The 26,794-nt window shown below is 50.8% G+C and carries 19 protein-coding genes; all 19 read right to left on the bottom strand.

Annotation, left to right across the window (positions count from 1 at the left end; genetic code table 11):
• Window positions 1-33: 33 nt before the first annotated feature.
• The 19 genes from LMF89_RS00215 to LMF89_RS00305 all read right to left on the bottom strand — a co-directional run bounded on the left by LMF89_RS00215 (window position 34) and on the right by LMF89_RS00305 (window position 26,782).
• Entirely contained in the window at window positions 34-7,365 is a 7,332-nt protein-coding gene (locus LMF89_RS00215) for an RHS repeat-associated core domain-containing protein (protein WP_229533331.1), read from the bottom strand.
• A 116-nt stretch (window positions 7,366-7,481) separates the two neighbouring features.
• Complete coding sequence (locus LMF89_RS00220; protein ID WP_229533332.1) at window positions 7,482-8,102, bottom strand: hypothetical protein; 621 nt, start codon at window positions 8,100-8,102, stop codon at window positions 7,482-7,484.
• A 168-nt stretch (window positions 8,103-8,270) separates the two neighbouring features.
• A complete protein-coding gene (locus tag LMF89_RS00225; RefSeq protein ID WP_229533333.1) occupies window positions 8,271-8,714 on the bottom strand; it encodes a polymorphic toxin type 44 domain-containing protein in 444 nt (147 codons plus the stop codon).
• A gap of 31 nt (window positions 8,715-8,745) precedes the next feature.
• Window positions 8,746-9,039 carry a hypothetical protein gene (locus LMF89_RS00230; RefSeq protein WP_229533334.1) on the bottom strand — a complete coding sequence of 98 codons (294 nt, stop codon included), beginning with the start codon at window positions 9,037-9,039 and terminating at the stop codon, window positions 8,746-8,748.
• 105 nt (window positions 9,040-9,144) lie between these two features.
• Window positions 9,145-9,432: a hypothetical protein gene (locus LMF89_RS00235; RefSeq protein WP_229533335.1), complete on the bottom strand. Its 288-nt coding sequence runs from the start codon at window positions 9,430-9,432 to the stop codon at window positions 9,145-9,147.
• A gap of 807 nt (window positions 9,433-10,239) precedes the next feature.
• Window positions 10,240-11,184 (bottom strand): ankyrin repeat domain-containing protein, encoded by a 945-nt coding sequence (locus LMF89_RS00240; RefSeq protein WP_229533336.1) that lies wholly within the window; start codon window positions 11,182-11,184, stop codon window positions 10,240-10,242.
• Window positions 11,185-11,770: 586 nt separating this feature from the next.
• Complete coding sequence (locus LMF89_RS00245) at window positions 11,771-12,277, bottom strand: RDD family protein (RefSeq protein ID WP_229533337.1); 507 nt, start codon at window positions 12,275-12,277, stop codon at window positions 11,771-11,773.
• Between the two features lie 83 nt (window positions 12,278-12,360).
• A complete protein-coding gene (locus LMF89_RS00250; protein ID WP_229533338.1) occupies window positions 12,361-13,314 on the bottom strand; it encodes an ankyrin repeat domain-containing protein in 954 nt (317 codons plus the stop codon).
• A gap of 3 nt (window positions 13,315-13,317) precedes the next feature.
• Complete coding sequence (locus LMF89_RS00255) at window positions 13,318-14,415, bottom strand: DUF4280 domain-containing protein (RefSeq protein ID WP_229533339.1); 1,098 nt, start codon at window positions 14,413-14,415, stop codon at window positions 13,318-13,320.
• A gap of 1 nt (window position 14,416) precedes the next feature.
• Entirely contained in the window at window positions 14,417-14,968 is a 552-nt protein-coding gene (locus LMF89_RS00260; RefSeq protein ID WP_229533340.1) for a hypothetical protein, read from the bottom strand.
• A gap of 1 nt (window position 14,969) precedes the next feature.
• Window positions 14,970-16,037, bottom strand: a complete 1,068-nt coding sequence (locus LMF89_RS00265; RefSeq protein ID WP_229533341.1) for a pentapeptide repeat-containing protein — start codon at window positions 16,035-16,037, stop codon at window positions 14,970-14,972.
• Between the two features lie 18 nt (window positions 16,038-16,055).
• The gene (locus LMF89_RS00270) at window positions 16,056-17,453 is read right to left on the bottom strand and encodes a DUF2345 domain-containing protein (RefSeq protein WP_229533342.1); all 1,398 of its coding nucleotides are present in this window, start codon (window positions 17,451-17,453) and stop codon (window positions 16,056-16,058) included.
• A 7-nt stretch (window positions 17,454-17,460) separates the two neighbouring features.
• Window positions 17,461-18,078: a hypothetical protein gene (locus tag LMF89_RS00275; RefSeq protein WP_229533343.1), complete on the bottom strand. Its 618-nt coding sequence runs from the start codon at window positions 18,076-18,078 to the stop codon at window positions 17,461-17,463.
• Window positions 18,079-18,097: 19 nt separating this feature from the next.
• Window positions 18,098-18,874 carry a hypothetical protein gene (locus LMF89_RS00280; protein WP_229533344.1) on the bottom strand — a complete coding sequence of 259 codons (777 nt, stop codon included), beginning with the start codon at window positions 18,872-18,874 and terminating at the stop codon, window positions 18,098-18,100.
• Window positions 18,875-18,905: 31 nt separating this feature from the next.
• On the bottom strand, window positions 18,906-19,616 hold the full coding sequence (locus LMF89_RS00285) for a hypothetical protein (protein ID WP_229533345.1): 711 nt from the start codon (window positions 19,614-19,616) through the stop codon (window positions 18,906-18,908).
• Window positions 19,617-19,628: 12 nt separating this feature from the next.
• The gene (locus LMF89_RS00290) at window positions 19,629-20,918 is read right to left on the bottom strand and encodes a hypothetical protein (protein WP_229533346.1); all 1,290 of its coding nucleotides are present in this window, start codon (window positions 20,916-20,918) and stop codon (window positions 19,629-19,631) included.
• Between the two features lie 2 nt (window positions 20,919-20,920).
• Window positions 20,921-22,057, bottom strand: a complete 1,137-nt coding sequence (locus tag LMF89_RS00295) for a tetratricopeptide repeat protein (protein ID WP_229533347.1) — start codon at window positions 22,055-22,057, stop codon at window positions 20,921-20,923.
• A 25-nt stretch (window positions 22,058-22,082) separates the two neighbouring features.
• Window positions 22,083-24,722 carry an acetate and sugar kinases/Hsc70/actin family protein gene (locus LMF89_RS00300; RefSeq protein ID WP_229533348.1) on the bottom strand — a complete coding sequence of 880 codons (2,640 nt, stop codon included), beginning with the start codon at window positions 24,720-24,722 and terminating at the stop codon, window positions 22,083-22,085.
• Window positions 24,723-24,796: 74 nt separating this feature from the next.
• Window positions 24,797-26,782 (bottom strand): PP2C family protein-serine/threonine phosphatase, encoded by a 1,986-nt coding sequence (locus LMF89_RS00305; RefSeq protein ID WP_229533349.1) that lies wholly within the window; start codon window positions 26,780-26,782, stop codon window positions 24,797-24,799.
• Window positions 26,783-26,794 lie beyond the last annotated feature (12 nt).

Genomic DNA, 26,794 nt, shown 5'->3' on the forward strand with positions numbered 1-26,794 from the left:
CTTCCTTGAAAATATGCCACCGTTATTTTACTACTATAATTTACCTAATTGCCTTTCCCACAGTTCTACTGTTGCTCCTTGACTTGGATATAACGGCAATCCTTGTTTCTGAAGATGTTTTAAATTTTGCTGTAAATCATAAACCTGTTTTTGTAATACTCCAACGCTTTGACTTGCATCCATCGTACTTAATTGTCTTTCCACTACCTCATTATAAACGGAATGATATCCTTGGTGCCTTGACATTGTACTTATACCCTTATCTGGTATTCTAAGAAAAATACCATTTGAAGCATCATCAAGATTCATCCCTATCTTTTTAATTACAGGATTATTTGCCATTTCAGCTGGTATAACGTGCTGCGCTTGATAACCACTCCATTTAGTTGAGCGACTCACTCCCATTGACTCCAGCATATTTTTACCCAGCTTAGTAGAGTTTCCTCCAGTAACTATTCCTTCCTCTCCAGGTATAATCCTAGCTTTACTCGACCCCTCAGATACATCAGCCTCCGGTTTCCTCAGCTGATTGGGGTTCGACGTATTCTCAGGCGTTTCGTGTCGGTCTTGTCTATTTACATCTTTTTGTTCGCACGCATACCCGCTCGGGTCATAATACACCACCGGGTTATTGGCGCAGTATGCATACAGGTTCAGCCCATCGCCTCGGTATTCATCCTCCTGAGTAAATCTTGCAATAACAGGATTGTAATACCTTGCCCGCAGGTAATACTGCTGGGTCACCGGATCGTACTGCTGGCCTGTGTACCGGTAGCGGTTATCTACCTGTTCTTCGCAGACGACCGCATTGCCCCAGGCGTCGTATTCGTAGCGATTCTTTGCCTCAGCTTCATCCGTTACAAATATAATACTCCCCTGTTCGTCGCTTGCATAGTGATACCACGTTTTTTCCTGCGTGCATTCGCTGGCCCACAGCTCGAAGCTGCGGATCAAGCGTTTTTGGTCTTGGTCCGTCTCTTCCAAGACCACTTCCCGGTTCTCGTTGAAGATGAACTGCACCAGCTTAGCGTTTTCTTCCAGCTCGTACCGCAGTCCTTCGGCGTCATAGCGGTTGATTTGGTTTTGGCCGTCTTTCGTCTCCACTCTGGTTGTCCGGTTGAAGCTGTCGTAGGTATACTGTTTGTCCTCGTCGCTGAGCAGGTTGCCAGCCTTGTCATAGGTGTACTGCGCTGTTTGGCCCTGCTTGGTATGGCTAGTCAGGCGATTTCTAGCATCATAAGTATATTGTTCTTCTATGCCGTTTACTATGCGCCGGCTGCGGTTGCCAGCCTTGTCGTAGAACAATTCTTCGCCGTAGTCCGGGTACTGGACTTGCGCCAGCCGGTTCAGGCCGTCATAGGTGTAGTGGGTTGTACCCCGGAGTTGTTCTTTGACTGTCCGATTGCCATTGCCGTCGTAGTGGTAGTGGTTTTGCGCCAGTGTTTGGCCGTTCATGTCGATATGCAGCCCGCTGATGTTCTTATCTATGTCGTAGCCGTAGCTTGTCCGCATTCCGTTGGCACGAAGGGCTTCTTTCAGCGTCCCGTCGGCGTTATGGGTGAATTGGACGATACTTTGTCTTTCGTCACGGATTTCCTGTAGAAGGTCTGTTGCCGTATAGATATACTCCGTCGTTTTGCCGATAACATCAGTCTGCCTGATCTTGTTGCCATTCAGGTCATATTCGTACGAGAGCAATCTTCGGCCACTGGCCGCTTTCTCCTGTAGCCTTCCATCGGCGTAGTAGCGATAGCCGTAGCGCATGCCCTGGGCGATGGCGGCTTTGAGCTTGCCGTCGGGGTGGTATTCGTACATTTCTCTTAGGCCGCTGGAGCGTTCTAATTTTTCGGTCAGGGCGTCATAGATGTTGTAGCGGTACTCAACCTGGTTGCCGTTGCGGTCGGTATGGCGTTTGAGCCGGCCTTGGGCGTCGTAGTGGAAGGTGTCGGTTTGGCCGGTGGGGTCGGTGATTTCCTTCAGCTTGTTGATGAGGTTGTATTCGTAGCGAATGGTATTCCCTTCGCCGTCGGTGGTTTCGGTGATGTTTCCAGCGTAGTCGTAGCCGTAATATTCCCGGCTGCCGTCGGCTTTGACGATTTCGGTAATTCTGCCCCATTTGTCCAGCTTGTATTCCGTTTTATTCTGGTTGCCGTCGCTGACGCCGATAATGTTGCCCTGGGCGTCGTATTGGTAGGACTGGCTGGCTCCTCCCGGCGTGCGGATGGTTTGTATCCGGCCCGCCAGGTCGTATGCGTAGTCGACGCCGCTTTGGGTCGCGTCGCGTTTTTGCACAAGCCGGCCCGCTTTGTCATAGCTGTTGGTCTCCAGTACGCTGCCGTCGGGCGCGAGGACGGTGATGACCCGGCCCTGGGGGTCATAGGTGTAGCGATAGCCGTGGCCGTCCTTGCCTTTGGTTTGGTATTCGTTGGGCAGTATCCTTCTTGTGATGCGCCCGTTTTTGTCATAGACGGTCCTTGTTACGCCGCCATTTTTGCCGGTGTGTTGGGTCTCCCGGTTCAGGAGGTCGTATTCGTAGCTTTCTTCGGCACCGTTGCCGTCTTGGATTTTTATGATGTTGCCGGCCTTGTCGTAGGTGATTTCCGTCTTGTTTTCGATGCCGTTTTCTTTGTCTTTGTGGATTTCGGCGATCAAGCGGTCGGCAGCGTCGTATTGGCGCTCGACGCAATAGCCGGCCGGAGTTGTGGTTTTGATGACGTTGCCGGTGCTGTCCAGTTGGTATTTGGTCCGGGCGGTGAAGTCGCCGCTGCCTTCCCGGTCGGCGCGCTGCTCGATTTCGATGAGTCTGCCCGCCGCATCGTAGTGGTAGCGCAGCATCTGGTAGGCGGTTTCGTTGATTTTCCGCTTTTCGTAGGTTCGTTGACTGAGACAGTTGTAGCCGTATTCGATGGTTGCGCCGGTGTTGTCTTTGACTTCTTTGAGCCGGTTTTGTTTATCGTAGGCAAAGTGGAGGCTGAGCACCCGGCCACTGGCGCTGGTTTCGTCCTGTTCGTCGAGGAGTCTTCGCTCTTCGATCACATTGCCGGCGTTGTCGTATTTATACTGGGTAGTCTGGTAGCGAAGCGTTCCGGCGGTTTTCCCGACCGGGATTCTTTTTTCGGTCAGCCAGGCCAGGCAGTTGTAGTGGTAGAGAATGCCCGGCCGGGTTTCGTCGGTGGCCCCTTCCAGGTAGCTTTGTGCGTCGATTTCTTTTACGATATTGCCGGCCAGGTCATAGACGTAGGCTTTTTCTACTACGCCTCCGGGGCCCGTGATTTTTGTGAGACGGCTCCTCTCATCGTAGGCATAGGTGTAGCCCGGTCCGTCGTCGGTGGTTTCGTTGTAGTTTTCAGGCAGAATTTTTTTGACGATATTGCCGTTGGCGTCGTACTGTAGCCGCTCAATACCGCCATCGGGGTAGCGGATCTTGATTTTACGGTTGTCGCTGTCATATTCGTTTTCAATGCCCGTTACGTCTTGGCTAGGTTCGTCGTAGGTGTTGGGATGGATTTCTTTGACGATGTTTTCTTCGGCGTCCCGGATGGTCGCTACGGTGTTGCCGAGGGGGTCGATGGTAGCCACGAGTTTGTCAAGGGCGTCGTGGATGTAGCGCCAGCCTGGGCCGCTGTGGCTTTTCTCGTGGTACTGGTTGGGCCGGATTTCTTTGATCCGGTTTCCCAGCTTGTCATAGTCGTTTTTCCAGGTGTTGCCGAGTGCGTCGATGACGAGCGTCCGGTAGTCGAGATGATTGTAGCCGTATTCTTTTCTTCCCAGAACGCTTTCTACCGCCATCAGCCGGCCTGCAGCGTCATATTGGTAGGTGAATCTATCACCTTCGGCGGTGGTGACGCTTTGGGGTTTGTTTTGGCCTTCGGCATAGTCATAGGTTGTCAGGTTGCCGCTTCCGTCAGTGTAGCTGACCATTCTTCCTTTGGCATCATAGGCGTAGCGGACGGTTTGCCAGCGTTCGCCTTCGATCCGGTTTTTGACTTCCACCAGATTGCCTCTTTCGTCGTAACGGTAGCGGATGTCGACTCCGCTGGTGTCGCTTTCGGCGATTTTCCGGCCGGCCGCGTCGTATTCAAGGGTATGGATGAGTCCGTTGGGCCATATTTCAGCCGTAATTTGGCTTTCTTCGTTGTAGGTGTAGCGGGTTTCATTACCGCACCGGTCTTTTTGCCAGAGGATGTTTTCTTTGTCGTCGTACTTGGTTTCTTCTGTCGTTCCGTCAGCGTAGCGGATGGTTTCTACAAGATGGCGCCGGTTGTAATAGTAGCAGGTGCGCTCCCCGTTGTGCGGCTGGGTGACGGTGGTCATCCGGTCCTGTTCCTGGTAAAAGAAGAGCGTTTCGGCTCCGTTTGCGAGCGTTTGCCGGATGACACGCCCCTGGCCGTCGTATTGGTTGGCAACGTAGCGCTGACCGTTCTGGTCGGTGATGGCCGCGATAAAGCCCTGGTCGGTGTATTCGTATGTAACAGTCCCATCGTTAGGGTAAGTGACTTCGGTGAGGAGTTCGCCCTGGTAACGGTAGCGGATGTTCCGTCCAAGCATGTCGCGGATTTGTGTCAGTTTGTCATTTTCATAGGTAAACTGCAATGTGTGTCCGTTAGCCAAAGTGACTTGGCTGATAAAGGAGCCGGTGTATTCGATTTTCACCCGGTTGCCGTTCTTGTCCGTGATGGCAGTCAGCCGTCCGAATTCGTTGTAGTCCCAGGTTTTCTTTTCCCGGATGAATTGAAGGCGGTAGCCGTGTTTTTCTTCGGTGAGTACGAGCGACCGGTCGCCGCCGCGCCGGTTCTGGTAGATGCCGTCTTGTTGTTCGAAAGTTTCGATATGAAGGTCGGGCAGGAGGATGCGGACCTGGTTTTGGCGCCGCTCAATCCGACTGCCCAGGCTTAACAGCCAGCGGCTGCCCAGATGCTGGTGTTTGTTTTGGTACAAGGATTCGTAGCTTCGGGTGAGGACGAAGTCTTCGCCGAGGTCGCTGAGGATGAGGTCGGTCATCCGGAGGCTGAAGGAACCGGTAACGACGTTGACCGGGTCTTTGAGACAGGTTTCTTTTGTAGGTATACGTCCCTGGGTATCCGGTCCGTTGTGACCGCCGTTTTTGTTTTCTCCGCCTGCCTTTTCGTGGCCGCCTTTTTCTTCCCTGCCTTTTTTTCTGCGTCCTGCCGCCGAGCCTACGATCGCCACGTTTTGCAGGGTATCAAAGAACAGGTTGAGCGATTCCGGGTCGTTAAAGCTGAAGGTGCCGTCTATGATTTTCCGGCCCAGGTCGCTGATGCCGTCTTTAGCCCGCATCAGCGCGTTGAAGCCCATGGCTCCCATGATGAGTCGCTCGACGGTCCGGACGGCTTTGGCTGCTTTGGCCGTTTTGGCGATCGTGTTGGCCACTTTGGCACCCGCCACCGCCAGTTTGAGTCCTTTGCCCGCCACGTTCGCGCCCGGGACGATGCACCCTATGAGGGAGCACGCCGCGCCGCAGTAGTCGCCCCGCGCCAGCGAGATGGCCGCGTTCAGGCCGTTGGCTACTACGCTGAGTCCCGGGATGCAGCCGGCGATATCGAGCAGGACCTGGACTCCGTTGAGCGCGGCGTCGAAGAGTGACGGCGCAGACACGATGTCATGCTTGTTTTTGTTGTAGCCCAGTTGCCGGAACGCCGGTGTGCTGATCGTGATGGCTCCGCCGCTGAGTTTGAGTTCACTCGCCCCAATCCCCAGGCTGCAATTTTCCATTCCGTACAGCATGAGCGATTCGGCCGGCGGTCGTTCTGCTTTTTCTTCCGGTGAGGCCGGCGCAGGTTCTCCTCCCCCGCCGCTTCCGCCGCCGAAGATGCTTTCGACGTTTTTTACGAAGGCCGGAATTTCTGCCGCCATGGCTTTGACGCCGCCACTAAAGCTGGCCGCGATGTCGCTGCCAATTTGCTTGAGGATTTCCTGTCCCGAGTTGTAGGGCTTGCTGCCGCCGCCAGCCATGTACATGGCCGCTCCCTGCGTATGCCCGGCATCGTATTTCGCTTGCGCCGCTGTGATTTCGCCTTCGGGGATGGCGCTTTTGGCCGCTACGAGTTTGAGCCGTTTGTCGGCCTGGACGTGGATGTCCTGGGTGCTTTTGATGACAATGCCGCCCGCGTCTGTCATCTGGATGAGCGCCTGGTTGCCGCCCCCTTGGTCGTACGCGCCCCGCGCCGCTACCAGTTCGCAGCTGCCCGGGGTCATTTTGAGCATTTTATTGGTCGAGTTCATCATTTTACTCGCGGGATCGACGTAGTCCCCGTGTGTCGCGCTGTTGGCTCGCCGGCTCCCCAAGGCTACGGCTTTGCCGTTGTTTTCGTAGTAGACGAAGACTTCGTCGCCTTCATCGGGCATGGAGTAGAAGTAGTTGTTCATGGTGTTTTCAAACGGCAGCCACATGGCGGTGGCTTCGTCCTGTTCGGCATCACAGTAAAAATGTACTTTTATTTGCGTACCCTGCACCCGGATGATTTTCCCTTTGATGGCGTCTCTTTGGTTGAGCGCACCTGCGCTTTTTTCCCTGTCCGGCCGGCAGCCTTCCGGGTGCGCCAGGGTTAGACGGTTTTCCGCAGTTTCGCCTACGCTGACGATTTCGCTCCGCTGGCTCCAGCGCACTCGTTCCCCTTGGCTTTCGAGCTGGTAGCCTGCTCCGATGGTCAGGTCATAGCTTGTCTTACCTTCGGTTTCAAATTGGTAGGCTTCGGCCTGGTCGTCGACGTTTTGTTGGATTTGGATGTATTTCAGGATGTCTTTACCGCTGTCGGCCGGTTTTTTCCGGGTTTCCGCCCCCAGTTCTTTGCGGGCAAAGGGATAGGTGCCCACGGCGAGGCGCAGCAAATCCGATTTGCTGTCGGTAAAGAGGTAGGCTCCGCACTGGTTGGCGATCCGCCGCAGAAACTGCCAGTCGGTTTCGGCGTTCTGGTAGAGCATTTGCTCGATTTGGATATCTTCGGCCACTTCCACCTGGATGCCGTAGGCCGCCATGACGGTGTTGGCCACCTCACTTAGCGTTTTGACGGTGCTTTGAAAGGTACGGCTGATTTTCTTCCGGTCGGCCAGTATGCTCAGGCTTTTGGCTTCGAGGACCAGTTCGCTGTAGTCGGCTTCATTGTTAAGGCCCACGCTTTGGCAGATGCCCACGAATACGTTGGTTCCGTCCGCGTCGGTGACTTTGACCGGCGCGTCTTCGAGATCGAGGACTTCGGCCACTGTCAGCAGGCGTTTACTGATGAGTGTGAGTTGCATGTGCCCATGCTCATTGGCTTCATCCAGGATGTGGATGTGTTTGACCCGGAGATATTCTTTGGCGAATTCGACTTTCAAACGCCCGAGTTCCTGCAGTTCTTTTCCCATGGGGTGCCTCCTTTCTTTTGGCACGATTTGCTGTTTCCAGAGACTCAAATTGCCAGCTTCCCTGCTAGTTGAGTCTCTTATATTGTCTAAAGCTCATGCTATATTTTCATTATTCTTTACTTTTTGTCCAAGCCGGCCTGCGCAACAATGGCGGCTGTGCCGGACGGGTCGACTTTGTTCAGCGCCGCTGTGACGGCGGCTCGTCCGATATTGTTCATGACTCCCCCCGCGCCTCCCGCCTGCGACCCTGTACTTACAAAATCGCCTGACGTGCCGGCCGCCGCGGCAGCTACAGCGGCAGACGCGCCATCGCCAATCGGCAGGCCACCGTCTACCTCCACTTCGTCGATCTTATCGATTTTCTGGCGAATGGTCATTGCGAATTCGCCAATCCCTTTGGTGTCTGTATACCTCTCACTATAATCGACAACGAACGCTTGATTAAATGTGATTTTTCGAAAACACTTTCCCGAAGCAATTACCTCCGCCGTTACGCTGCGATAGGCTTCTTCATTTTCCGCTGGAATTTGGGCCCATTGGAACAGCTTGATCGTCTCGCTATTCGACCCATTTCCATCATCCGCATGCAGCTTCCCCACAACATTCATCGTAATGTAATTATTCGTAGATTTTGCACGGGAATTACTAGGCGCGTTTAATACTATATGTATAAAAGAAATAATATCCTCGCCAAAAAACAGCGTATCATTTTTTTCTACCGACAACGTGAATCCCATAAATAATCCCTCCAATTTTGATTTGTTCTGCGTAAAGCAAACTACTTTATTTTAAAATAAAAGAGAATTTGACAAACTACCCATACGATCACCCACCGTTCTTGCCGAGACAACACCTCCGTCCTCGTCTCTTTAGCATCTTCTGGAAGCATTAATAGTAGTCATTGTTTAATCAACATAACTTTTTATTCTAAAAGAACTCCCATCTAGCTTAAAGAAACTATTATCAAAATATATGCCATCTCGTATACCACGCTTGATCCACTCTTGATCTTCAGGATCATCACCATATGGCTCACAACCAAAAAAAGTACCCCATCCTAACTCACTAGTTCCTGCTCTATACTGCGCCCAACCTGCTGCACGAAGTAATACTTGCTCTGGAATCTCCAGCGCATTACCTATTACTCCGTAATGATAATTTCCGAATTCTTGATACTCACTACCAAGCTGCTTGAAATCCCATCTCGCACCATTTTTTACCGAGTCGTAAAACCACTGATAAACTTCCGCTCGACTATGGCTCGCTGCATATTCACGAGCTTCTTTTACGTTTGCGTCGATAGAAACGCCAGGTGGCGTCTTTGGAGCATATGCATATTGACTTCCCATAATAACACTTTCCCTCCCTTCTTTTTTTAGATTATACGATATTCTTCCTTAGCAACTTCCAGACAATATAAACTGAAATTGGAAAACATATTGTAAAAACAGCGGCAGACAACAGTAAGCCTAAAAGTCCCAAACCATAATCGTTAGTCAAATCGCTCCGATAAACAATGTTATTCGTTCGCATGTACCAGAATATTAGTAGTTCCGATGAAATATACTCAATAACCGCTACAGGCATAACACCCAATAATAGAGAAACAAAAAAACATATATATTTTCTTGTTTTTAAGCTTAGCTCGTTACTATTAGTTTTTTTATCTTTCATACATTAACGTCCTGTCCTTTAAACATTATTCATATGGATCATTGTATGTCCATGCCTGACCCGTCTATTTATCGAACCATGCAACCCTTTATCGCTGTCATTCATTTATTTTTTCATCTTGTTATAAATAGCTTCGACTACCACTGGAATTAATATATAAATAACCGCAAGCACACCTAAAACTAAGATACTATTATCTATCAATTCCTTTTTTCCAGAACCAATAAATATTACAAGCAAGCATAAGGCAGAAAAAGGATAAAAGATATACGCAATTCCAGCCAAAAAATCAAAATAACCGAGGAAAATTTTCGATGCGATGAAACCAACTAAAAATCTGCAAATCACAATACACGTCTTTTGGGTAATTACTGGTTGCTCTCCACTACCCATTATGCCCCCCCATTCTTCACTGACAAATTTTAGCTGGATCTTTTTTAGTATTCAAAGCCCAAGTATCACGGATTTTCCGTCTCTGTGGCGGCGGCGATGGTTTCCACTTTGTCGTCGACACTTTCGTTGCGGTCACTGATTTGGGCGCTATTCGCGATAATGGGCTAAGCTTGACTCAGTTTTCCTAATCAATGGTAAAATACAGCTTTTGCAGAGAAAAAAACACTTAAGTAAAGCAACAAAACTTCTACTTAAAGAAATTTACGCCTCCATACGGTGATGACCACGACAATCCTCGTAACCCCCGGCCCTTTGCCGGAAAAAGCGTTCCGCAGGAGAAAAGCCGTGCGGTATTCCGTTAAGAAATTCGTACTGTTTGAGTGCAGCGAGTTTACGGATTTTAGGAGTACCGCCTGGCTTTTCAGCTTTTGGAGGCTTCGGGCCTAGACCTTTTGTTACTTTTGGGGCAATGCCAAAAGTAAGACCCCTTTCTTCCCCCAGCTTTATATGGCGATTAAACCTAATATTTCGCTGCTAACTTAGGGCACCTTACGGAGCAGATTCTTAACCATGTTTATATGAGTCGCGGAACCGTCCGAAACCATTGAAAAAGTCTATATTTCAAAAATCATACTAAAAGTAAAAGATTGCTATGGCGCTAAAATGCGCTGTAAGAATCTTTTTTCCTATGCTTATACATTTCAGTACCCCTGAATTTTGTTTGTAATTTTAAATGTAATACTTTTTCAGTGGTTTCGAACCATCCCCTGACTCTCTCAAGTAATTAATACGAAATTTATAACCATATCAATACTGCTTTATATACTCTTCCCAAGTATTCGGGTGAATCTTTTTAATCTGCTTCAGCCTATCACTTGGAATCTTAGTATCCCAATAATTCACACCCTGCCGGGCAAATTCCTCAACAATCTCCATTTTCATCTTATATTCTTCTGATCCTATAGCAACAATCCAACCCCTTAATAAGTCTACCGGAAAAAACTTTTCATTCGGGTCTCCATCGCCATAACCTTTACCTCTGTAATATGGTTCCGATACTTTTGCTTTCTTTTCAACAATCAAATAATGGGCATATGCATTTCTTTCTAATGCCGGCCCCCCTGCTAATAATGCTTGTACTGCAGCTGTGTCCCCGCTTTCCGTTTTATGGTTAATATCAGCTCCTGCTTCTACTAAAGCTTTTGTTTTCTCAATACCACATCCAATAGATTCCATTAATATACTGGTGCCCGGCTCCATACCATGTTCATGACCAATATAAATCCAATTAGGGTCAGCACCATATTTCAGCAGCAGCTTGACATATTTCGGATCCTTTTTGGCAACGGTATCCACCCAGGAAAAACCTGCTGCTACTGAAAGGGGTGTTTCTTCTGAATATGTCTCATACCTTACAGATGCTATATTCGGGTCGGCGCCACATTTTAATAATGCTTCTGCAGAATTATATTTCTCCATTCCTATCGCCCATAATAGTAAAGTCACTTTGTACTTAGAATCCTGATAATTCAATTGCTCCGGTTTATCTTTTGCTATTTTTTCTATGGCTGCAGTTTTTTGTTCCTTTACCGCGATTGCCAATTCCCAAACAGGAGTATCCTTGAAAATATTTATATTCGTCATTTTATATTCTCCCTTCGCGCCTTCACTCTCTTGGCTATGACATCCGGATAATAGAACAGAAAAAATGATCAGCATCATGGGTGCTATAAAGAATAACTTTTTATTCATTGTCTAGTTTTCTCCCCCCTTTTCTTTAATCCCATCTAGTACTGCATCCATCGAATGATTTTTAATGGATCTTTCTTTGCCTCATCAAAGGATTTGGTATAATGTGACCGAGCTTATATTCAAATAATTCATACGAAATTTATAACCATATCGATACCTTTTAACAGAATTCTCATAACAATTCTGCCTATCTTTGGACGTTTTCATCTGCACTCACTATACAAAGCCTCATTAATTTTTTGCCGGGAGATGCTTGCAAAAAAACTTCTATAATTGAAAATACGCTTATACACAGCAGAAATACACCCAAATAATATACAGGCGATTCCACTATAACATCCACTAATTTTGACCCTTTATTTAAAAACTCGTCATAACGAATCCCTATATCCGACAATCTTATCAATATACCTCCCACAAATCCAATAATAGAAAGACTGGCAAAAAGCAAGATTATGTATAAGACTAGAAAACTATCATATCTAGAATCCCTGCTATCAACCTTCTTCCAAAGCCTGCCGGAATTTTATTCGTTATCTCGCATTCTTTATCCGCCACTAAGCCACCTTCTCTCGTTCATTGACTATTAACTCGTCATAGCATTTTCCTCATAAATCACCTTTGTCTTTGTAACTTTGTCATGCCAAGCCTGTCGATGTTTATTCTTAAAACAAACAAAATAACCCACACCACAAAAACCAATACTGATACATTTTAAAATATTCCTTAAAAAAAGAATGCCGCATCCGATACGGTTTCCTTTTATACTGGCTACCCGTAGTCTTACTAATTTTTTCCCAGGAGAGGCTTGTAAAAAATTCTCAACAACTGAAAAGAAATATATACATAATAAAAAGAAAAGCAAATTATAGACACCAGATTCTACGATAAAATATAACATCATGGTCAATTTTCCCACGAAAAATTCTGAGATAATACCATTATATAGCATTATTATGAACAAACCTGCTAAGAATCCAATGATTGGCAAACTTATCGAAAGCAATACTATATATATAAATACGAAAACTACTATATCAAGAATACCTGCAATAACCCGCCGCCTTGCGTAAGTTGGTATGTCATCCGCCACACTAATACACACTCCTTTAGCTTCTTATTGTTATGGCGACCGGGCTTATATCCAATTTAATGAATACGAAATTTATAACCATATCAATACTGCTTTATATACTCTTCCCAAGTATTCGGGTGAATCTTTCTAATCTGCTTCAGCCTATCACTTGGAATCTTAGTATCCCAATAATTCACACCCTGCCGGGCAAATTCCTCAACAATCTCCATTTTCATTTTGTATTCTTGTGATCCTATAGCAACAATCCAATCCCTTAATATGTCTACCGGAAAAAACTTTTCATTAGGGTCTTCATTGCCATAACTTTTACTTCTGTAATATGGTTCCGATACTTTTGCTTTCTTTTCAGCAATCAAATAATGAGCGTATTCCATACCTTCTAATGTCGAATTTGGCCCTCCTGCTAATAATGCTTTTACTGCAACTGTTTTCCCGCTTTTCGTTTTATGGTTAATATCAGCCCCTGCTTCTACTAAAGCTTTTGTTTTCTCAATACCACGTCCAATGGATTTCATTAATATACTGGTTCCCGGCTCTTCTAAACCATGTTCATGGCCAATATAGCACCAGTTAGGGTCAGCACCATATTTTAGCAACAGCTTGACATATTTCGGATCCTTTTTGGCAACGTTATCCACCCAAGAAAAAGCTGTTGCTACTGAAAGTGGTGTTTCTTCTGAATATGTCTCATACCTTACAGATGCTATATTCGGGTCGGCGCCACATTTTAATAATGCTTCTGCAGAATTATATTTCTCCATTCCGACCGCCCATAGCAGCAAAGTCACTTTGTACTTAGGATCCTGATAATTCAATAGTTCCGGTTTATCTTTTGCTAGTTTTTCTATGGCTGCAGTTTTTTGTTCCTTTACCGCGATTGCCAATTCCCAAACAGGAGTATCCTTGAAAATATTTATATTCGTCATTTTATATTCTCCCTTCGCGCCTTCACTCTCTTGGCGATGACATCCGGATAATAGAACAGAAAAAATGATCAGCATCATGGGTGTTATAAGGAATAACTTTTTATTCATTGTCTAGTTTTCTCCCCCCTTTTCTTTAATCCCATTTATTACTGCATCCATTGAATGATTTTTAACTGCATTTTCACCATTCGTCACTGGATTCCACGTATTAGTAGGGTATTGTGCAGGTAAATACTCTACGCTTCCAATTGGTTTTGAAAACCAGCCTTCAGCAGTGTGTAAAATTTCACCATCTACAATATGTGCAGTCATTGAGGCAGAATAGTCTGAACCATTTGGGGTATAAGCATCTAAATTAACAGCTGCAGGATTAAATAGTATCGCATTTCTGTTAGTTTCTACTGCGTTAGCTGCAGCTTCCGCGCCACCTTTGGAATGACCTACAAATGTTATATTTGAGCCAGAATTTCTTGTAACAAAATTTCTTGAATAGGCTATTGAATTCCGCACATCGTCTGATGCGCCAAAAAGCTGTTTAGCATTATCATCTCCATCCGCACTCCAAGCCCAATCTTGTGTTCCTCTATTAACCAGCGTATATTCCGTTTGCCCTCCTATACTCCTTGCATATACGCCTATTTTCATACTTCCTTTTTCCTCAGCATTAACTAACTTCCAATCTCCGGGTAGTGTATCTTTCTTTGCCTCCTCAAAGGATTTGGTATAATAAACATGAGCTGCCATTTCTGCTGCTTCCATTAAAGTGGGTCCGCATGCTGCACCTAACGCATTTTCCGCCTCTGTGGCGGCAGCAATTGCCTCCACTTCGTCGGCAGCGGCCTCGTTGCGGTCGTCGATTTGGGCGCTGCCCGCGTTAATGACGATGGAGATGACGCCGCCTTTGACGCAGGTGAGTTTGCTCTGTTCGATTAGGGCTGGTGCGCCCTCCAGGATATGTTTCTTGTTGACGTTGATCCAGGCCAGCGGCGTTACGGGCGAGCAGGGTAATTTTGTCGCTGCGCAGAAGCCGTATTTCAGAATATGCTGGCCCGGCTTGTGATCGTTGGCGTTTAACAGCGGCTCCAGGCTCGGCGTGTACGCCACGCCGTGATCCTCAGGCAAATTCAGGATGTTTTCCGAACTTCCTTTGCTGCATTTGGATTTGGTTCCCCGAGGGATATACGCGGGTCCTGATGCGGTGGTTGACATATTACTCCCTCACTTTCACCCGTTCCAGGCCGGCTGCCAGCGGTCTTCTTCTTAAGATGCTTTCGGCGGCGGCCAGCGATACGAGCCAGATTTCTTCGACGAGTCCGGCCACTTTGAGAATGTGTTTACCCCGGACGGACTCTTGTTTCACCACGAGTTCCTCCACGATGCCTGTATCGTAAATTTGGGCCGTATCGTGCAGGCACTCGGTCGGTTCGATATAGGGAATCCAGTAGAGCGGTACCGGCGATTGGATGCCTTGCTCCGCGTCAAAATCGAGCGGGTAGAGCTGGACGCCCTTAAACTGGAGCTGGGGTTCGAGGAGCGAGAACAGATCCCGGAACCGGTCGGCGATCATAAAGCAGGGCGATTGGAGCATATCGCAAATTTCAAGACCCATATCGGGCTGATAGTAGGCGACGACCAAGTCCTCCAGTCTGGTAAAGGCGGCCCGATCCATTTTGTAGGGATAGTGTTCCCGATCGAGGTTCTCGATGACAATGGGATTGGATACGATATGGCTTTGGAAAAGCCGGAAATATTCGTCTGTCATGTTATTTCTCCCCGCCTTCCGTCGTTTGGACTGCGGCCAGTTCCTGAAAATCGGAATCCGTATAGTCGCCGCCCTCGATTTCCATTTCCGTCAGCAACGAGTCTGTCAGCAGAGCGCCCGGAAAGCGGCAGTTTATGAGCTGCACATCTTCCAGCGTACAACCGGCGAATTCCAGGCTGCGGTAGACATCGTTTCTTTCATTGTCCCAGCACAGCGGTTCAGCCAGTACGTCCCGAAACCGGACTTCACGGAGCTGCGTATCGAGAAACAAGGCGCCGGACAGCCGGGCCTGCGTAAATACGGTGCGCGCAAAACGGCAGTTGGCAAAGGTGACGTCGCTGAGATCAACGTCATCAAAGGTGCAGTCTTCGAAGGTGCAATCCTGGAACCGACTGAGGCTCAGATCCAGCCTGGTAAACGTTTTTTTGTGGTAGCGACACTTCTCATAGGTACGAAACCGCAGGGAGTCGTCCGTACTGCAATTAAAAATGTCGATGGGCGGCAGAAGGGCAAACACCGCCCCCTGCCAGTCCTGATACTCGCCAAACAGGATATAGAATTCGTCTTCGCGTTGTAGAGTGCAAAGCACCGGAGATGCGGCGAGGTCCTGCAGCCAGTATTTGAGCTTCGTGTACAGGCCGTAGGCAAGCAGCCGGACAGATTGCCAGCGCAGGCTTTCGAGGTGGGCGCTCCGTACCCAGGTCCGCTGGTTTTTTGCCGCTTCCATCAGGGCGTCTTCGTGAAAACGCCAATGGGCAAACAGCCAAGCGGCGTCAATGTATTCGCTGTAAAAAGGGTCGGCTACCGGCCACTCGCTGCTGTAAAAGTCAAGGCGCAGTTTGGTCTCGCCAAAGTAGACGGCGGTGTACAGCACCGATATAGACAGATAGGCAGCCGGCGGCAAGCCTTCCAGCTGACGCCGCGCCGCGTTTTCCATCGCGCTTTCCACGGCGGCCACGCACGGCGCGGCGGCGGCCTCTTTGGCAATATCCCGCATTGTGTCCGCTATCAACCGGTGCGCTAGCGGGACATAGTGTTCCGCTTGGAACGCGGCGAGAAAATTTTTCATGACTTCCCCCTCCTTCCATCAGGTAATGACAACGTCCTTGGCCGCCAGGGTAATCTGGTCTGGCAGCATATTGATGAATGATTCGCCCGATTTGAGCAGGATCTGTTCTTTGGCCAGCACCTGGATGTCTTTTTTGGCCTGTACGGTGACGTTGGCTTCCGATTCGACGGTGATATTCTGGGCGGAGACGATCTTGATACCGTCGTCCTGCGTCAGGTCAATAAAAATTTTCTGATGCTGGCAGATGATATACAGGCCTCCGTCCGTCATCAGGAGTTCTTTGCCGCTGGGGGCTTTGAGGCTCTTATGGCGCGGGTTAGCCAGCGGCGCCGTATTGATCGAGCTGGCAGCAAAACCGTCCGCTTCGTTTTTGGAAGGGAACATGATGCGCACGTAATCGCCAATTTCCGGCATGCAGTACCAGCCGCTGCCGTCGCTGCTGGAGTAGGCGGTCGAATAGGGAAACCACCAGTCGCCGCTGCCGTCATACTCTTTGTCGATCTCGATAAGATGCACTTTGACGGTATCGCGCTGCACGTCTTTAACCTGGCCGATCAGCACCCGGCCGGCGCAGGCGGTGTTGGACACCTGCGGCGCGACAAAGCCGGTTTTTCCGGCGAGGAGGTATTCCATTTCCAGGATGCCGTCGACGAGCCGGGCTTCCACTCTCTTGACGCGGCACTCGCTGCCGTTGATGGAGATGATGTCGCCGAGGTAGACATAGTCGTAGGACCGGGCGATCAAGGCGGAGAAATCCTGTCGCAGCGCCTCACCGCCGTCTGCCATATAGTTCTCAGTAACCCGGTTGTATTCGTCGTCCTGCTTGCCATGCAGAAAGGAGGTTGTCGTAATTTCCTTGGTGTTGGCCACCGGCGGCAAGCCGACGAACACCAGCGGTTTAGGCGCAGTGATGCTGGTGAAGACCGGTACGTTGAAGCGGGAGGCCATGCGTTTGGTAAATTCCCAGTTGGTCTCGTCCATCTGCATGACGAGCGCGCCAATGGCCTGGTCGGTTACGGTCAGTTCCACGCTGCCGTTGCCGTCGTAGGCTTCGTTGAGGATCTGTTCGTAGGTTTTACCGCCGTTTTGATAGGTGCGCGATATTTTTTTGATGTCCTGTAGGAAACTGGCGGTAATGCCCCGGACGGTCAGCACGCTGTAGCCGGCTTCGTTCGCCACCGACAGGTTTTTTACGCCGCCTGTAAACAGGGTGACCGTCTCTTCGCCGGCCGAACTGGTCACGGTAATCGACGTGGTTTCGTCGGCCCGCTGCTGGCAGTCTTTGGCATCTTCCGGCGCGATTTCACCGACAATGGTAATCTGGCCGTGTTCGTTGGGCCGGTGCGAAATATACAGTTCCTTGATACGCGTAAAGGGGAAGCCTTCCACTTGAATCATGTTGTGTATGATACTCATGCCGTTCTCACTCCCTATTTACCAAAATCCGGTAGGATGCAATGATTTCCTCGGCAAGCGGCTCCAGCCGCTTGCGGTCCTGATAACGGAAATTGACGAAGCCAATAAGCAGCCGGGCGTCGACGTTGGCATAGAACATCATGTTATAGAGCGCGCCTTCCAGCGTCTGGCTGATAAAATACATTTTCGCCACCTGCCGGCCACCGCAATGGATGGTTTCCGTTTTGACCACTTTTACCTGCGGGCCGCCTTTTTCCAGCAGGCCGCGGGCCAGTTTGGGAAATTCCTTGATCTGTTCTTCGGGTACTATGTGCCGTGTATGGTTAAAGCCCACCATAAAATACAGCGGCTCGTTGCCCAGTACAAGCTGCGGGCGGTTTCCCAGGGGAAACAGCGCCTGTACGACGTCTGCTTCCAGAGGAATAAAGTCTGCGGGAAGCCGGATGGAGATTTGTCCGTCCAGTAGTTCCCGGTCGGCAAATACGGTCGGATAGCCAAAAATATCGACCGTTTCGTCGTAAATGCTCTGCGTAAGTTCCCGTTCGACAGCCTCGTCGGCATGGGCGTTTTTTTCTGCCGCTTTCACGCTATTTTTTAGTTCCAGGATTCTTTCGTCCATTTCCATTCCAGCATTGCCTCCTTTGTCAATCCACAATAACCTGGCGCCTTTGGCGCTCCGTGCGGGAAAGTTCGCGTTCGCCGTTGTCTTTGATCCGGCTTAATATGGTAAGCAGCGCATCAAAAATCACCAGGTTGTCGCAGTCGGCAACCGCTTTTTTCAGCTTGGTGGCTGTATAGAGGAGTATGACCTCCCGGTTCAGTGCCTCCTTAGCGTTCAGAGCCTGCAGACAAAACGCCGTATCGACAGGGTCCATGGCGTACGCGGCCGCTTCCCGGGCAAAGGCGCGGGTGATGTCCGGCGAAAGCGAGCTGGCCCCGCCAGCGGCAAAGGGTGCGTAGATGGTGTTGACGGTATCGAATTCGGTATTGCGGTCGGCAAAATCCACATAGTTCATCCGGAGCCTGGCGCCGGCCTGCAGTTTAAAGCGGCATAGTTCCATTTCTTCTTTGCCCAGCCTGAGATTGTCCGCAAGCGCAGTTTCCACTTCGCGGTAGATATAGCCGTCTTTTCGGACTTCGTCCTTGAACTCCAGCTTGAAGACCGCCCAATTGTCGGTCGGATAGTAAGCAAGGGAAAGCGGTTCGGTAATCAGGTATACATTGTCCTTATAGCGGATGACGCCCCGGTGTAAGGTAATGGTATCCACCGTTGTCGTAATGCGGCAGCCGCTGACAATACCGTCGCTATAGTCTTCGTGGATAAGCCGCCCGTATTCGTACGCGTAGTCGCGCAGTTCTGTCAGCATGGTCGTTCGCAGTACATGTGCGTGTTCAAAGAGGGGAAAAACCTGTCCATTCATAAATCATTTGCCTCCTTTTTCAAAAGCAGTCCTAAAACAGCGCGATGGCGTCGGGCTGCATGGCAGCGTCTACGCCGATGATGCCGAAATGGTATTCCCAGAACAGCCGTGCCGAAAAGCCAAAGGGCAGAAACAGTTCGAGCAGGAACTGCAGGATTTGCGCCTTCTCTTTTGTTTCTTTCTCGCCGAGATACAAGAGCAGTTCTTTGTTGTTATAGTTGCTTTGGTACAGCAGGCTGCCGGTAAACGCCGTCCGGACCGCCCGGCGGAAAACCCGCAGGCTGGTTCCGGTCTGAAGCTGGGTTAGGAGTTCGTTGGCCAGACTAAATTGCAGCTTCCGGTCCATGACCGCCACCGCCGCGGCCGCTTCCCGGCCGTAAACGCCGTCCAAAAGCTCGGCCCGCAGTTGGCGGACGAAGTATTCCCGCTTGGTAAGGCCGTGCTTTAAATCGATTTCACTTAAGAGATGCATGACAACATCGAAAAAGCAGGCGGCGCATTGGGCAAGATCCCGGTTTTCCGGCCGGGCCAGCAGCTCGGGATGCAGAAGTTCCTGAAAAATATGGCTGAACCGATAGAGCGCGTTGATCTCGACAACCGTGCTTTCGAGCCTGTCCTGATTGATGCAGGGGAACGCCTGCTCGCAATACGGACTGTATTCTTTCGCCTGCTGAAACAAGAGCTCGGCTTTGTCCATGCCTTGCGCTTCGGCCTGTAAAACGATGTCCCAGATAAAATTCACGGCTCCCCCTCCTTATACCAGCCGGCCGCAGCATTCGTATTCGGGAAAGTGACGCTGCACCACGCCCACCAAAAAACTCATAATATCCCGGTTGAGGTAAAAATCGTAGTCGGCAGGCTGAAAATCAAGCCGCATTGCCGTTTCCCAGGTACCTGTCCTGAGTTCGTCCCGGATGAAGTCGTCCACGATATAGGTTTCTTTGTCAGGAAAATTGGCTACCAGCTCCACACCGGCAAAGGTCAGGTCCCGTTCGTAGCCGCAGGCCTGAATCAGCCGGCTCAGTTCCAGCTTGGTCTTGATCGGCTGCCGGAATACGCCCATGAGCGTATCGGCGAAAGACGCCTGTTTGGCGTTGCCCATCAACCGGTTGGAATACTCACGCTTGGCCTGGGGATTGCACTGGTACATTTCCCAGGTCACAGGATCTTCCAGCGGGCAGGTGATCAGAAGATCGCCTTTGGTCCAGCGGATGTTGGCAACGCTCACATCGGAATTGGTCACAAGATACCGCGCATCTTCCTGGAATTTATGCCGGAAAATCCGGTGTTCGTAATTAATCTTGTCCACACACGGCTCCGGATAGGTGCTCGTACGGATGGCAACCGTCTCCAGATTCCACAGCGGCACCTGGTGGTAACGGATCGCCGGGGCGTATTCTTCGAAGTCAATTACGGCTTCTTCAATAATTTCCTGTGCGTTCCAGTTTTCGATCCCGTCGATATAGACGTCGAACAATTTGTATAAATACGGCGCACAGACGCTGCGCCAGGGCAGGTAGTTCAAGTGAAAAATCCGGTACAAATCTTCAATCTGCCGCCTGTATGCCAGGTTGCGGCGGACATGAAACTGTGCAGTGTATTCGCTGTGCCGCGTCTTGATGACGCCGCGGAATTTCCGTTCGGGACGGTCGAATTGGCAGGCTTCCAGATGGTCGGCCTGCAGAAAAACGGTATAGAGAAAAAACGGCGACTTTTCATTGAGGCTTGTAAGGAGCGCCTCGGCGTCCACCTGATGAGGCCGCATGTCTTCCGGCCGCATGGGCAGTAAAAAGTCATCTGTCACGTCATAGAGCCTGCGGTCAATGATATTCGTTACAATCGCCGGGCCTTCCACCGGCATCGGCACTTCCTCAAACACGCGCTGCTCCAGTCCCTTGTACTCTGCTGCGATTTCGCCGTGCAGTTCGAGAAACAGTCCTTCGACAACGGATGTGAAGACACGGCGGCTTTCCAGATTATCAATTTCAAGCAGCCGTTTTTTTATATAACTTTGCATGTCAAATTCTTCGTCAAATATGCGCATGTCTATCCCTCTTTCTCCAGCCTGTCCGCCTGCTGCTGTGCATCCGCGATGCCGGCCGCGCCGGCCGCGCGGAAAAGCTTGAGCGCCAGTTCCTTGTTTTTCTGCACCACGTTGCCGGCCAGGTAGGCTTTGCCCAGCATATACTGGGCCAGCGGCTCGTTTTGGGCCGCCGCCGTTTTAAAAAGTGCAATCGCTGTTTTTTCGTCCTGCTCCACACCGCGTCCGGTGTAATACGCCGTTCCCAGCAGCGCCTGTGCCGCCGCATAGTCCTGACTGGCGGCCAGTTGCCACCAGCGGACGGCGGCCGCGTAGTCCTGGGCAACAAGGCGGCCCCAGAATGCATTGGTGCCTGCCTGCGTATAGAGTTCGGTCAGGGGCGTCTTTTCTGCTTCTTTTTTCCAGTCGAGGTTTTCGCCAAAGTCCAGCTTGGTGTCCGTCCCCTTCTGCCCAATTTTTTGAAGAAAGTCTTTCGCCTGCGGATTGCCCTGCTGCGCCGCCGTACGGAACCGCTTCACAGCCGCCGCTTTGTCCGCCGGCATGTTCGTTTTATAGCCGTCAATGCCCAGCAGCACTCTGGCCAGCGCCGATCCGTCCTGTTCGGCCCGCAGGTAACGCCGCTCGGCTTCCGCCGGGTTTTTCGGCCTACCGCCGAAACCTTCGGCATAGGCAAGCCCCACATAGGCGCCGGCGTCCGGATGGCCGCTGATGGAAGCCCTGCGCCACCACTCGACCGCCGCCTTATCGTCTGTGTCTACCTGGCGGCCGGTATAGTATGCGATGCCCAGGATATACTGTGCCTGGATGTCGCCGGCTTTGGCCATGGCCTCTACCTGCCCAAATGCCTCGTCGGCCGCCTGCTTGGCGGCGTCGGCTTTTTCCCTGGCCGCTTTTTTGGCTTCTTTTTTATTGACCGCCGGCTTTTCCGGCGATGCGCCGGGAATATCCACCTGTGGCGTTTTCGGCACTGCCGGCGGTTTGGCTTTTGCTTTCATTTTTTCTACCGCCGCCACTGCCGTACCGGCGACGGCAATTTTCTTTACGTCGTCCTGACTGATCTTTACCGCTTGCGCTTGAGGCAGTGCGGCCAGGACGACAATCACCGGCAGGAGTGCCGCCATCCATCGGGCTGCTTTTTTCATCGGTACCCTCCTTATGCGTCGGTTGTCACTTTGTCCCGTCGAAGAAATTCTCCACCCAGGCGTCGCTTTCGAAGCTGAAGAACTGCGAGCGTCCCAGCATCAGGATTTCGCCGTCGCGATAGACCGGCAGGACGAGAAATCCCCAACGGCGCGGTTCTGTCCAGGCAAAGAACTTCACTTCGCGGTCGACAATGCTGTCGACGTCATCCTGCGGGATATTGACGCCATACACCTCGCAGATTTTTTCGTACTCCATCGCGCAAAATTCGCCCAATGTGCAGGCGTAGGTGAAATTATAGCGCACCTTTTCGTTCATGTCCTTGAGATAGAGCTTCAGGGTCAGATCGTCCATATTGCGCGAGATATGACCGCAGCTTTTGCCCTTTTGCAGTCCGTGGATCAGGACAATTTCCCGGCCGGTATGCGTGTAGGCGGTGATACTATACGGCAGCGCCGGTGTACGGCTGGTGATTTTGACGTCGGCAAAGCCGTATTTTTTGTCTTTGAGGTACTTTAAGGCGCCGTCGATGCACGTCATTTTCAACTCGAAATCGTCGGAGAGATCGCCGGATTTGCGTTTGAATTTGATGGTCTTGCCCGGTACGAATTCTTTTAACGCGTCGCGGAAAATATCGATTTTGCAGGACTGGCCGGTAAGCTTGATCATGGTGTATTCATCAAGTTCGTGGCTGTCATACATCTCGTCCATAAATTTGTGGATGACGCCGTAAATGTCGGCCCGCAGAATGAGCATGATGTCAAAGATGCTGAAATACACTTCGGGAAATTCCTTGACGGTTACGAGTTCTTTGCCCTGCATCGCCGTCAGTTTCCATTTGTCGACGAAGAGCATGGTGGCCGACGGTTCGCTCTTTTCGTGGCAGGACAGGCCGACGCGCAGCGTGCCCACTTTATTGTAGAATTCTTTTTTGATGCGCTCGGCGGTAGAAAAAAGAAAATAGAAATTGTTTTTCACCTTGTAGTAGTCGGTGCGGCTGAGCTTTTCCCAGTCGCGGAATTTCGTCGGCAAGAACGTTTCGGCTCCGGTGTAGGCGGCGTCGAATTGTTCGTAAATTTTATGCGGACCGTATTCGTCCACATACCGGAACACGTCGAGGTCGAAGGTATTCAAAAGGTCGTTGATGTCCGGGATGTCCTCCTGACGGTCCCGCGGCGCAAGCGCTTTGCACAGCCGTATTTTTAAAAGCTGCAGGATGCGGAAGGTCAGGTTGTTGCCGCCGAAGTCGGTATCGCCGTTTTCATAAGCGGTTTCGATGTCGATTTTATAGGAGACGCGCTGCGTGCTGACGCGAAAGCTGCAGGAGGATAAGTCGGTCGTGCCGCCGCCGCAGTCGATGATGAGCGCTTTATACGTCGTATTTTCCTGGGCGCTCTTTTGCGTGATCATTTCGGAGATGGTATTGTATAGCACGGCGATTCCCTCATCGAGCATATCGTCTTTTTCCACGGCGTATTCGGGCAGGATTTCGGCGAACAGCGCCTGAAACAGGTATTTTTGCTTGACGGGGCTGGAAATATGTACGGCCTGGATATCGCATTTGAAGCGGTTTTTCATGGCTTCGACAATATGGCGGAAATACGCTTTTAGAATGTCCTTGCGTTTGACAAAAGCGCGCCGTCCCTGTTTGTCGATGATTTCCTCGCTCTTTTCATAGTCGCCGATCCAGCGCTTGATATCGTAGAAAACGCAGAAGCCTTCGTCGATATAGCTGGAATTGGCCAGTTTTACGGCATCATAGCCGAACAGGTATTCCGGCTCCGTTCCGCCATTGATCGCCAGGACGCCGACCACGCTTGGCAGGAGCGTCGTCTCATGATAGTCCTGGGTGGTATCGTAGAATACGGCGTAATTGACGTCATTTTCCAGCAGGCCGAGCTGTCCCGGCTCCATGTCGGTGCGCTCGAAATAGAGGCTGTCCAAATACACGCCGGCCGTGGTACTCGTGGTGCCAAAGTCGATGGCAATCGGCATGGTAAGCGACACCGGCTTTTTCACCATAAAGTCTAAGAGCGGCACACGATAGACGATCAAGTGCTGCGGCATATAGGCGTAATCGCCGCTGTAAATGCGGTGCAGCATTTCGGAGTTTGCCTTGTTCATGCACAGCAGGCTGTAGTTCTTGATTTGGGCTTCGCTGCAGGGCAGTCCGGCCGCTTTGGTCAGATACAGGGATTCTTTGCCGCCGCCTTTCGTCTCGACATTCAGGATACCGCACAGGGTATTGTCGGCACTGACAATCAAGGCGTTCGTCCCGGCCAGTTTGGCATGATATTTGATGGTCAGTTCGTCATAGTAGTCGAGGGACAGCCCTTCATAGACGACAATTTTGGCGCTGCAGTCCGGCCGGATGTCCGTTTCGTAGTGGATCTGAACCCTGGAAATCACGTTTTGCAAAGCCGCGTACCCTTCTTTATCATACGTTTTGATCAAAAGATTCTCATCCGCGCCGCGATACCGGAGAATGACGCGAATCAGATCGTCCTTGTCGAGCGGGCTTACCACTCCGTGAATGATCTTTTCCCGCCGGCAGATTTCCCGGAGCTGATGCCCCGTCATCAGTTCCAGGTCGCGTTTATAATAGCAGTTTTGCATTTTTTTGATCGCATTGCCATCAATATTCAAGGTATAACCGTATTTATCCATAAAGTATAGCCTCCATAAGAGCAGACTTGGGACTTGAGCGAAACCATCTGTTCCCGCTCAGGGTCTGACGTCGGTTACTGCGGCAGCGCCGACATAATCGCGGCGTCGGCGTCGATTCGGTCAAGGATGGTCTTGATCTCGTCCGCTTTCGCCTGGTTGCCAAGCGCCAGGTAGAGCTGCTGCGCTTGGCGGTACGCCTGTTTGGCGGCCGTGTATTCTTTCTGCGCGTAGAGTTCGCCGGCCTGGGCTTGTGCCGCCGCGGCGTCGGCCCTTTGCTGGTCGAGCGCTTGTTGCTTGGCGGTCACATTTTGCAGTTTGCCGCTGAGGATGGCGCTCTGGGCCGTATCGCCGAGCGCGGTGTACTGAGCCAGCGCCGCGTTGTAGCTGGCCGCCGCCCCGATGTAGTCGGCGTTCGCGAACGCGGCGTCACCCTGTCCGGCGAGGGCGGCGGCGGCCGTATACTCGGCAGCGTGTTTTTCCGCTTCTTTTTGCGCTGCTGCCGCCGCTTTGCCTCTGGCCTGACCGAGCTTGTCAAGCGCCGCCAGTGCTTCTTTTTTGCCGTCGGCGTGGTAGTGTACCGCTGCCAGAGAGCGCGCGGCCAGGTATCTCTGTTCGGCCATATCCAGATCGCCGTACTCTGAGAGCGTGTCACCCTGGGTGATCAGATCACTGATATCGCCGGTTAACCTTTGTTTGTCTTTCTTTTCCTGTTCGTCTTTTTGCTTTTGTTTGGCGTCGTACAGTTTGTCGAGTGCGGCCTGCGCCTGTACTTTGCCGTCGGCGGCGTGGATTTTGGCAGCAAATGCTTTGGCCCGCAAGTAGTACACTTCCGCCTGGCCGAGGTCGCCTTGTTCCATAGCTTTGTCGCCGAGATTGATGAAGTCGGCTACCGTCAGGTTGTCTTCGGCGCTCGAAATCCGGCGGTTGATGTACGCCTCGCCGAGTTTATCGGCGTAGCGGGACCGTTCCAGTGCCGTCTGATAGCCTTGATACGCATCGTCGAATTTCTGGTTCTGGTAGGCATCGTCAGCCGTGATCACGCTTTCAATCAGCCGCAGATAGTTATTAAGCTGCTGGATTTTTTCCTTGTCTTTGAGATTTTCCGCCTGCTGCAGGGCTTTTTTCACTTCTTCCCGGGCCCGGATGTAGTTGTTGTCCTGGATGCAGGCAATGGTGCTGTCCGCCCTGAGGTTCATTTCGTCCACTTTGTCTTTGTGCCGGCTGTACAGGACGTAGGCAATAATACTCACAATGAGGAGCACAATAAGGACAATAATCGCTATCTTGATTATGCGTTTACGACGGCGATCGCGGTTGGGGTCTGTGAAGATTTTGTTGATAAAGACGGCCGCCATCGTGTAATTGTCAAGGTCCGGCGGCTGCTTCGACAGCAGCATGTCTTCGGTGTTGTTCAGCGGTTCCTGGGGATCGTCGGTCGTCTCGGAAAAGATGTCGTCGATGTCGGCCTCGTCAAGGTTTTCCCAGATGCCGCGCGTATACAGCACGGCGATGTCGCCGTTCATGAGCTTCAGCTTGCCGGATATGTGCGGACGGAAGTCTTTTTCCTGTCCGAGATAGGTATAGAGGTTATGCCTCTCTTCGTGTCTTGACAGCACGTTGGGCGTAATTTCGTCTTTTTCGACCAGGTCCTGGCTTAAGGACATGTCCTTTGATTTTGTATTCAGCGTGCCGTCGCGATACAGGCGGAAGCGCGTGTTGCCGGCGGCAGCGTAGCGTACGGCTTCATAGTCGGTGACAATCACGGTTACCGAGGCCTTGAGCACTTCGCGGCCATTCGCCTGCAGAAGATCGCGGTTGGCGCTTTCCAGGCAGGCGCGCAAGGTCCGCCGCGTCAGTGACGGACGTTCCTGAAAGTGCAGGATGACGCTCTCGACCGCCTTTTGGGCGCTTTCCGACTGCGCCAGGTCCGTAATGCCGTCGGCAATGACGTAACAGGCGTAGTCGTCGAGTTCGACGAAGGCAAAATAGTCGTTGTTCGTCAGCGCCGCCCCGGCTTCCGATATAAATGCGGTTTTAAATTCACTGTTCAGCTTTTTCATAGAATCCCCCTG

Origin of the sequence: Pelosinus baikalensis, from assembly GCF_020819555.1 — a bacterium.
Lineage (GTDB): Bacteria > Bacillota > Negativicutes > DSM-13327 > DSM-13327 > Pelosinus > Pelosinus baikalensis.

Coding starts and splice junctions, on each gene's coding strand:
- LMF89_RS00215 (WP_229533331.1), bottom strand. CDS start 7,365: ATGGGAAAAGAACTGCAGGAACTCGGGCGTTTGAAAGTCGAATTCGCC.
- LMF89_RS00220 (WP_229533332.1), bottom strand. CDS start 8,102: ATGGGATTCACGTTGTCGGTAGAAAAAAATGATACGCTGTTTTTTGGC.
- LMF89_RS00225 (WP_229533333.1), bottom strand. CDS start 8,714: ATGGGAAGTCAATATGCATATGCTCCAAAGACGCCACCTGGCGTTTCT.
- LMF89_RS00230 (WP_229533334.1), bottom strand. CDS start 9,039: ATGAAAGATAAAAAAACTAATAGTAACGAGCTAAGCTTAAAAACAAGA.
- LMF89_RS00235 (WP_229533335.1), bottom strand. CDS start 9,432: ATGGGTAGTGGAGAGCAACCAGTAATTACCCAAAAGACGTGTATTGTG.
- LMF89_RS00240 (WP_229533336.1), bottom strand. CDS start 11,184: ATGAATAAAAAGTTATTCTTTATAGCACCCATGATGCTGATCATTTTT.
- LMF89_RS00250 (WP_229533338.1), bottom strand. CDS start 13,314: ATGAATAAAAAGTTATTCCTTATAACACCCATGATGCTGATCATTTTT.
- LMF89_RS00255 (WP_229533339.1), bottom strand. CDS start 14,415: ATGTCAACCACCGCATCAGGACCCGCGTATATCCCTCGGGGAACCAAA.
- LMF89_RS00260 (WP_229533340.1), bottom strand. CDS start 14,968: ATGACAGACGAATATTTCCGGCTTTTCCAAAGCCATATCGTATCCAAT.
- LMF89_RS00265 (WP_229533341.1), bottom strand. CDS start 16,037: ATGAAAAATTTTCTCGCCGCGTTCCAAGCGGAACACTATGTCCCGCTA.
- LMF89_RS00270 (WP_229533342.1), bottom strand. CDS start 17,453: ATGAGTATCATACACAACATGATTCAAGTGGAAGGCTTCCCCTTTACG.
- LMF89_RS00275 (WP_229533343.1), bottom strand. CDS start 18,078: ATGGAAATGGACGAAAGAATCCTGGAACTAAAAAATAGCGTGAAAGCG.
- LMF89_RS00280 (WP_229533344.1), bottom strand. CDS start 18,874: ATGAATGGACAGGTTTTTCCCCTCTTTGAACACGCACATGTACTGCGA.
- LMF89_RS00290 (WP_229533346.1), bottom strand. CDS start 20,918: ATGCGCATATTTGACGAAGAATTTGACATGCAAAGTTATATAAAAAAA.
- LMF89_RS00295 (WP_229533347.1), bottom strand. CDS start 22,057: ATGAAAAAAGCAGCCCGATGGATGGCGGCACTCCTGCCGGTGATTGTC.
- LMF89_RS00300 (WP_229533348.1), bottom strand. CDS start 24,722: ATGGATAAATACGGTTATACCTTGAATATTGATGGCAATGCGATCAAA.
- LMF89_RS00305 (WP_229533349.1), bottom strand. CDS start 26,782: ATGAAAAAGCTGAACAGTGAATTTAAAACCGCATTTATATCGGAAGCC.